At 77.5% G+C, this 8,050-nt stretch carries 7 protein-coding genes; 5 read left to right on the plus strand and 2 right to left on the minus strand.

Features of this window, described 5'->3' with window-relative positions; genetic code table 11:
- On the plus strand, positions 1-2,127 hold a 2,127-nt coding region (locus tag AC5FZL_RS13550; protein WP_493619414.1), incomplete at its 5' end, for a putative bifunctional diguanylate cyclase/phosphodiesterase.
- Positions 2,128-2,145: 18 nt separating this feature from the next.
- Here AC5FZL_RS13550 and AC5FZL_RS13555 read toward each other — a convergent pair.
- Positions 2,146-3,231, minus strand: a complete 1,086-nt coding sequence (locus tag AC5FZL_RS13555) for an ABC-2 transporter permease (RefSeq protein ID WP_493619415.1) — start codon at positions 3,229-3,231, stop codon at positions 2,146-2,148.
- Positions 3,232-3,454: 223 nt separating this feature from the next.
- Between AC5FZL_RS13555 and miaA the strand changes: the two genes are divergently transcribed.
- The 3 genes from miaA to AC5FZL_RS13570 all read left to right on the plus strand — a co-directional run bounded on the left by miaA (position 3,455) and on the right by AC5FZL_RS13570 (position 5,790).
- Positions 3,455-4,399: a tRNA (adenosine(37)-N6)-dimethylallyltransferase MiaA gene (miaA, locus tag AC5FZL_RS13560; protein ID WP_493619416.1), complete on the plus strand. Its 945-nt coding sequence runs from the start codon at positions 3,455-3,457 to the stop codon at positions 4,397-4,399.
- Complete coding sequence (locus AC5FZL_RS13565) at positions 4,396-5,379, plus strand: diaminopimelate epimerase (RefSeq protein WP_493619417.1); 984 nt, start codon at positions 4,396-4,398, stop codon at positions 5,377-5,379. Before miaA ends, AC5FZL_RS13565 begins: the two co-directional genes overlap by 4 nt.
- 165 nt (positions 5,380-5,544) lie before the next feature.
- Positions 5,545-5,790, plus strand: coding sequence for a hypothetical protein (locus AC5FZL_RS13570; protein ID WP_493619418.1), 246 nt, complete (start codon positions 5,545-5,547; stop codon positions 5,788-5,790).
- Here AC5FZL_RS13570 and AC5FZL_RS13575 read toward each other — a convergent pair.
- Positions 5,720-6,388 (minus strand): class I SAM-dependent methyltransferase, encoded by a 669-nt coding sequence (locus tag AC5FZL_RS13575; RefSeq protein ID WP_493619419.1) that lies wholly within the window; start codon positions 6,386-6,388, stop codon positions 5,720-5,722. The genes AC5FZL_RS13570 and AC5FZL_RS13575 overlap by 71 nt on opposite strands.
- A gap of 139 nt (positions 6,389-6,527) precedes the next feature.
- Here AC5FZL_RS13575 and hflX point away from each other — a divergent pair.
- The coding region (hflX, locus tag AC5FZL_RS13580; protein WP_493619420.1) for a GTPase HflX at positions 6,528-8,050 on the plus strand (1,523 nt) is incomplete at its 3' end.

Consider the following 8,050-nt stretch of genomic DNA (forward strand, 5'->3'; position numbering starts at 1 on the left):
GCGGTGGTCGTGCGGCGCGCCGTCGTCGGCGGCGCGGAGCGGCGGGTCTGGACCGCGATGGCCGCCGCCGTCGCGCTGGTGGCCGCCAGCGCCCTCGTGGCCCGCCTCGGCGGGCCCGTCTGGTCGTGGGCCCCCCTCGGCGGGCTCGCCGCGGCTCCGCTGTACTACCGCGCCCTCATGTCGATGCTCGGGCTGCGCGTGAGCGGCCTGCTGCCCAGCGCGTGGATGGACGCCGTGGGCGCGGCCCTGGTCGCCGCGGCCGCGGTCTGCGCGGTGCTGCTCGACCCCCTCGCCGCCCGCTCTGGAGGCTCGGAGCTGACCGCCGCGATGGCGCTCTCGCGCCCGATCGTCGTCCTCGTGCTGCTCGCCTTCGCCGCGTCGCTGGTCGTGATCTGCGGGTGGGGCACCGACCGGCGGCTGGAGCTGCTGCTCGCCTCCTTCGTCGTCATGACGGCGGCGGAGGGGTTCGCCCTGGCCCGCTTCGCCGGGGCCGACGTGCCTCCCGGGCTCACCTCGTGGGGCCACACGGGCTCGGTCGCGCTGCTCGCCTGGGCGGCGGCCCGGCCGGTCCCGGTCCGGCTCCCGCGCCGCACGCTGCTCGGCTCCACCGCCGTCCTCGTCGCCCCGGCCGCCTTCCTCGCGGTCAGCGCCGCGGTCCTGTACGTCGACCACGTGCACCGCCTGCCCACCTCCGCGGTCGTCCTGGCGCTGCTGGGGCTGGCCGCGGTCGGCGCCAAGATCGCCCTGGCCTTCCGCGAGCTCGTGTCCCTCCAGGACAGCCGCCGACAGGCGCTGACCGACGAGCTCACCGGCCTGGGCAACCGGCGGGCGCTGACCGCGCGGCTCGGCTCCGGCTCCGGGCCGGCGGCGCTGCTGCTCATGGACCTAGACCGGTTCAAGGACGTCAACGACGGCCTCGGCCACGCGGCCGGTGACCAGCTCCTGGTCGCGGTGGGCACCCGCCTGCGGGCGCTGCTGGGCCCCGGGGACCTCCTCGTGCGCCTGGGCGGTGACGAGTTCGCGGTGGTGCTCGACGGTGCGGGCGCGGCGGAGGGCGAGGCGGCGGCCCACCGGCTGGCGGCCGCGCTGGGCGCCCCGTTCGACGTCGGCGGGCAGACCGTGCACGTCTCCGCCAGCGCCGGGGTGAGCGCGAGCGACGGCGGGGCCGCGCCCGAGGAGGTGCTGCGCCGCGCCGACGTCGCGATGTACGCGGCGAAGACCGCCGGCACCGGGGTGCGCGTGCACGACGCCGCCCTCGACGCCGACACCCGCGGCCGCCTGGAGACCGTCGAGCAGCTGCGCGTGGGGCTGGCGCGCGGGGAGCTGCGCGTGCACTTCCAGCCGCAGGTCGCGGTGGCCGACGGCGCCGTGGTGGGGCTGGAGGCGCTCGTGCGCTGGCAGCACCCCCAGCGCGGGCTGCTCGGTCCCGACGCGTTCCTCGACCTGGCCGAGCAGCACGGGCTGATGGGGGCGCTCACCGAGCAGGTGCTCGAGGACGCCCTGCGCCGGGCCGCCCGGTGGCGGGCGGGCGGTCGCGACCTGCACGTGGCGGTCAACCTCTCGGCGAGCAGCCTGCGCGACGCAGCCCTGCCCGACCTCGTCGCCGGCGCCCTCGTGCGCCACGGCCTGCCGGCCTCGGCCCTCGTCCTGGAGATCACCGAGACGACCCTCATGGCCGACCCCGAGCTGAGCGTCGCCGTCACCCAGGCGGTGGTGGACCTCGGCGTCGCCGTGAGCATCGACGACTACGGGACCGGCTACTCCTCGCTCGCCTACCTGCGCCGCCTGCCGGTGGCCGAGCTCAAGGTCGACCGCTCCTTCACCGCCGACGTGGCCGCCGACCCGCGGGCCACGGCCATCGTGCGCACGACCGTGGACCTGGCGCACAGCCTCGGCCTGCGCCTCGTCGCCGAGGGCGTGGAGGACGAGGCCACGCTCGTGAGGCTGCGCCGGCTGGGCTGCGACACGAGCCAGGGCTACCACCACAGCCGTCCGCTGCCCGCGGAGGCGGTGGACGCCTGGCTGGCCCAGCACGCGCCGGTGTCAGCGCCGCGCCCGCTCCGGGCCCTGCCCCGCCAGTCCGCCGGCCCGCTCGAACCGCGCGGGCCGCTCGAGCCGCTGGCCTGACCCGGCGCCGGCCCGACCTCAGCGCGCGGTGGGCAGCGCCGCGAGCGGCCGCCCGCGCACCGAGAGCAGCAGGGTCCCGGCGATGCCGAGGACCGCCCACGCGGCCAGCACCGCCAGCGGGCCCCCGAGGTGGGAGCCGGTGAAGTAGACGGCGTCGCGCAGCGCCGCCAGCCCCGCCCCGTTGGGCAGCCACGGGCCCACCTCGCGCCAGGGGCTGGCCAGCAGGTCGGCCGGCCACGGCCCGCCGGCGGAGGGGTTGCCCGCCACGACGAAGAGCAGCAGCACCAGGGCGGTGCCGATGATCCCGAACATCGCCTGCAGGGCCATGGACGCCGCCCCGACCGCGAGGACCACGAGCGCGCCGAGCGCCGCCGTGGCCACCGGCGACCCGACGAGGTAGCCGTACCCGGCGTCCACCACGGCCGTGCCGAGCACGCCGGAGGCGACGGCGTACCCGGCGAGCAGCCCCAGGCGCCCGAGCCCGGAGCGCAGCGCGGTCGGTGTCATGCCCGCCGAGACGCCGAGGACCGCCGAGAGCAGGTAGCCCCCGACCACCCACCCGACGAGCAGGTAGAAGGAGACCAGGCCGCGGGAGTCGCCGGCGGGCAGCGGGACGAGGTCGTCGACCGCCAGGGTCGCCCCCGAGGACTGCGCCACCGGCTCGAAGACCGCCTCCAGGGCCGTGACCGTGGCGGGCCCGCCGGCGGAGGCCACGAGCAGGTGCGGCCCGTCGGCGCCGACGACGAAGGCGCCGTCCACGTCGCCGTCGCGCACCTGCTGCTCCGCCGCCGCGGCGCTGGAGGCGTCCTGCAGCACGACCGGGGCACCGGCCCCGGCCAGCGCGCCGGCCAGCTGGTCGCGCTGGGCCGCGGGCACGACGGCGGCCACCGGCAGGTCCCGCGGCTCCGCGGCGTGCAGGGCTCCGGCGTAGGACGCCGTGAACGCCAGCTGGATCCCGAGCACCGCCACCGCGACGACGCCGATGAGGACCGCCCGGCCGCGGCCGCCCGCCGCGGCGGCGGGGACGTCGGCGGGGAGGTCGGCGGGGGAGTCGGCGGGGGAGTCGGTGGGGGAGTCGGCCTCGTGCCGGCCGTGGTGGGACATGGGTCTCCTCGAGGTGGTGCGCGCTGGGGCGGCGTCCATGGTCCTCGGGCCGGCGTCCGCCCTGCGCCCGCCCCTCGACCGCACTCCTCCGGAGGAGTGCGGTTCCCGGCGCGCCCCTGACCGCACTTCTCCGGAGGAGTGCGGTTCCTGGCGCGCTTCGGACCGCACTCCTCCGGAGAAGTGCGGGAGGGGGGAGGACGGAGGGCTGGCTAGGGTGCCTCGGGTGCTGGAGGAGGCTGGGGGCTCGACCGTCGTCGTGGCCGTGGTGGGGCCGACGGCGACCGGCAAGTCCGACCTCGGCGTGGCCCTGGCGCGCGCGCTCGACGGCGAGGTCGTCAACGCCGACGCCTCGCAGCTCTACCGGGGCATGGACGTCGGCACCGCGAAGCTCTCGCTGGAGGAGCGCGACGGCGTCCCGCACCACCTCCTCGACGTCCTGGACGTCACGGAGGAGGCCCGTGTCGCCGCCTACCAGCGCGCCGCCCGCGCGGCGTTCGCGGAGGTCGCCTCCCGTGGTCGCGTGCCCGTGCTCGTGGGCGGCTCGGGGCTGTACGTGCGCGCCGCCCTCGACGCCCTGGAGTTCCCGGCGACCGACGCCGCCGTGCGGGCCCGCCTGGAGGCGGAGCTGGAGGCGACCGGCGCCGGCGCCCTGCACGCCCGCCTCGCGGCCGTCGACCCCGCCGCGGCGGCGGCGATCCTCGCGAGCAACACGCGCCGGGTGGTGCGCGCGCTGGAGGTCCACGAGCTCACCGGCCGCCCGTTCAGCGCGAGCATGCCCGAGGCCGGGCGCTACGCCGTCCCGGCCGTGCAGGTGGGGCTGCGCGCCGAGCGCGAGGTGCTGCGCGAGCGCATCGGCCTGCGGGTGCAGCGCATGCTCGACGCCGGGCTGGTCGCCGAGGTCGAGGCGCTGGTCGAGCGCGGCCTGCGCGAGGGCAGCACCGCCCGGCGGGCCCTGGGGTACGCGCAGGTGCTCGACGCCCTCGACGGGCGCACGACCCTCGCGGAGGCGGCCGAGGCCACCGTGCACGCCACCCGCCGCTACGCCCGGCGCCAGCTGTCGTGGTTCGGCCGCGACCCGCGGGTGACCTGGCTGGACGCCGACCGGCTGAGCGCCGCCGAGCTGCGGGCGGCGGCGCTGGCCGCGGTCGGTCCTACCCTGGGGCGGTGACGATCACCGGCCTCCCCTTCGTCAAGGGCCACGGCACCGAGAACGACTTCGTGCTCGTGCCGGACGCCGACGGAGCCCTCGACCTCGACCCCGTGCTCGTCGCCCGCCTCTGCGACCGCCGCACGGGCGTCGGCGCCGACGGGCTGATCCGGGTGGTGCGCTCGGCGGCCCTGCCCGACGGCGCGGCCGCGCTCGCGGAGGACGGCGCCGCGGAGTGGTTCATGGACTACCGCAACGCCGACGGCTCGCTGTCGGAGATGTGCGGCAACGGCGTGCGCGTGCTCGTGGCGCAGCTGCTCGCCGCCGGCCTGGTCGACCCGCGGCTGCTGGACTCCGCCGAGGGGCTCGCCGTGGGCACCCGCGCCGGCGTCAAGCGCGTGCGCCGCGCCACCGGCCCGGGCGGGCAGGCGTGGCTGGCCACGGACATGGGCCCCTGGCGGCTCAGCGCCCCCGACGCCGCCGCGGCCTCCGGCGCCGACGCCCGGGTCGCGGTGCGCGGGCTGGACGGCGTTCCGCGCCCGGCCCTCTCGGTCGACCTCGGCAACCCCCACACGGTGGTGGCCCTGTCCAGCGCGGCCGAGCTCGAGGACGCGGACCTCTCCGAGCCCCCGGCGGTCGACCCCCTGCCGGTGCAGGGCAGCAACGTCGAGCTCGTGCTCCCGGTCGACGCCGAGGAGGCCGGTGACCTCGGGGGCCTGCCGGGCCACGGGGAGCCGGTGGGCCGGGTGCGGATGCGCGTGCACGAGCGCGGCGTCGGGGAGACCCGCTCCTGCGGCACGGGCGCCTGCGCGGCGGCCCTCGCCGTCCGCACCTGGGCCGGTGCCGGCGCGCCGGACCGCTGGCTGGTCGAGGTGCCCGGCGGCACCCTCGCGGTGCGCGCGCTGCCGGGGCAGCGGGTGGAGCTGGCCGGCCCCGCCGTCCTCGCCGCCTCGGGGCACGTGGACGCCGCGTGGCTGGCGGCCGCCGCGGCCCACCGCTGAGGCGACGCGCGGGAGGCGCGCGACACGCCGCGCCGTGATGGGATCGTGATGTGACAGGAGTGAACTCCTGGGGCGCAAGTCCAGATCGCGCCGACTTGTTCACGCAAAGTGGTTGCCGGTCGCGTGCTGTAGGCGCACAGTGGTGCTCGTCTGAGGGGGCAGCACATGAGCGACACGTTGACCGGCGTCCAGGTTGCGCCGGCGAACCGCACCAGCACGGGGCACAGCACCGCGGTGCACACCGGCGCGCACGCCGGGATGGCGACCCTGACCGTCCTGCGCCCGCACCTCGCCGGGGCCGGCGAGGGCGCCACCGAGGTCACGCTGCGCGACGACCGGCTCAGGCGCCGGGAGCTGCTCCTGCACCACCTGGAGATCCAGCGCCGCCGTCGGGCGCGCCGCTCGGCCTGAGCCGCAGCACCCGGTAGCCGCGCGCGCTGTGCGCGCGCTCCACCACGAACCTCCCGGCCCACGGCTGCTCCGCCAGCCACCGCTGCAGGGAGTCCGAGCCGAGGTTGCGCTGCACCACCAGGTGCGCGGTGCCCTCCGGCGCCAGCCGCGGCAGCCACCGCTCCAGCAGCGCGTGCAGCGCGGCCTTGCCGACCCGGATCGGCGGGTTGGACCACAGCGCCGCGAACCGCACCTCCTCGGGCACGTCGTCGGGCAGCGCGGTGCGCACGCCCGCCAGCCCGAGCCGCGCCGCGTTGTCGGCGGTGACGGCGAGCGCGCGGGTGTTGACGTCCACCGCCCAGACGCGCGCCTGCGGCGAGCGCCGGGCCATCGTCAGCGCGAGCGGCCCCCAGCCGCAGCCGAGGTCGAGGAGGTCGCCCTGCGCCGGGGGGCCGGGGACGACGTCCAGCAGCACGGCCGTGCCCGGGTCGAGGCGCTCGCCGCTGAAGACCCCCGGCGCGCTGGCCAGCTCCAGGGCCTCGCCGTCCAGCCGCACGCGCAGCGGACGCCGGGCGTCCGGGCCCGCGGGGGAGGCGCTGAAGTAGTGGTCCTCGGGCACCGGCGCGACGCTAGCCGACCCGCTGCAGACCCGCTGCCGCGCTGCGCCGACCGGGCGCGCCCGGGGGAAATGCGCTCGCGCCCGCGGGCGTTGGACTGGAAGACTCGGTCCCGCCCGGGGACCACGGCTCAGGAGGCCCATGACCACCGCACCGCGCGAGGACGCCGTCACCCGGATCCTCGCCCGCCACGACGACGTCGTCGACGGCACGCGCACCACCACGACGATCTCCCCCCTCGACGGCGCCGACGGCCAGTACGACGGCGTCGACGACAGCCGCGACTTCGACGGCGACCAGTACGACCTCGCCGACCGCCAGGCCCTGCGCCGCGTCGGTGGCCTGTCCACCGAGCTCACCGACGTCACCGAGGTCGAGTACCGCCAGCTGCGCCTGGAGCGGGTCGTGCTCGCCGGCGTCTGGTCCTCGGACTCCGGCACCGCCGAGGACGCCGAGAACTCCCTGCGGGAGCTGGCCGCGCTGGCCGAGACCGCGGGCTCGGAGGTGCTGGACGGCGTCCTGCAGCGCCGTCCCAACCCCGACCCGGCCACCTGGCTGGGCAGCGGCAAGGCCGTCGAGCTCAAGGACGTCGTGGCCGCGACCGGGGCCGACACGGTGATCGCGGACGGCGAGCTGTCGCCGTCCCAGCGCCGCGGCCTGGAGGACATCGTCAAGGTCAAGGTCATCGACCGGACGGCCCTGATCCTCGACATCTTCGCCCAGCACGCGAAGAGCCGGGAGGGCAAGGCCCAGGTCGAGCTGGCGCAGCTGGAGTACCTGCTGCCGCGCCTGCGCGGCTGGGGCGAGTCGATGTCCCGCCAGGCCGGTGGTCGTGTCGCAGGCGGTGAGGGCATCGGCTCCCGCGGTCCCGGTGAGACGAAGATCGAGCTGGACCGCCGCCGCATCCGCACCCGGATGGCCAAGCTGCGCCGCGAGATCAAGGGCATGGCGCCCGCCCGCGAGACCAAGCGCTCCGGGCGCCGTCGCACCGGCGTGCCGGGCGTGGCGATCGCCGGGTACACCAACGCCGGCAAGTCCAGCCTGCTCAACCGGCTGACCGGCGCGGGGGTGCTCGTCGAGGACGCGCTCTTCGCGACCCTCGACCCGACGGTGCGCCGCGCCGAGACCCCCGACGGCCGCCTCTACACCCTGGCCGACACGGTCGGCTTCGTGCGCAGCCTGCCCACCCAGCTCGTGGAGGCCTTCCGCTCCACGCTGGAGGAGGTCGGCGAGGCCGACCTGGTGCTGCACGTGGTCGACGCCTCCCACCCCGACCCCGAGGGGCAGATCACGGCGGTGCGCACGGTGCTCGCCGACATCGGGACCGACGCCTCCGGGCACCGGCCGCTCGAGCTCGTCGTCCTCAACAAGGCCGACGCGGCCGACCCCGACGTCATCGCCCGCCTGCAGCGGCGCGAGCCCGGCGCCGTGGTGGTCTCCGCGCGCACCGGCGCGGGCATCGAGGCGCTGCGCGAGCGGATCGCCGAGGTGCTGCCCCGGCCCGACGTGCTCGTCGACGTCGTCGTTCCGTACTCGCGCGGCGACCTGGTCAGCCGCGCCCACACCACCGGCGAGGTGCTCACCGAGCAGCACACCGGGGAGGGCACCCGGCTCGTCGCCCGCGTGGGCGCCGAGCTGGCCGCCGAGCTGGGCACCCCCGTCCA

This window comes from Quadrisphaera sp. DVD1, from assembly GCF_058932755.1.

Bases quoted from the DNA above. Each gene is read 5' to 3' on its own strand.
- AC5FZL_RS13555 (WP_493619415.1), bottom strand. From the start codon at position 3,231: ATGTCCCACCACGGCCGGCACGAGGCCGACTCCCCCACCGACTCCCCC.
- AC5FZL_RS13570 (WP_493619418.1), top strand. From the start codon at position 5,545: ATGAGCGACACGTTGACCGGCGTCCAGGTTGCGCCGGCGAACCGCACC.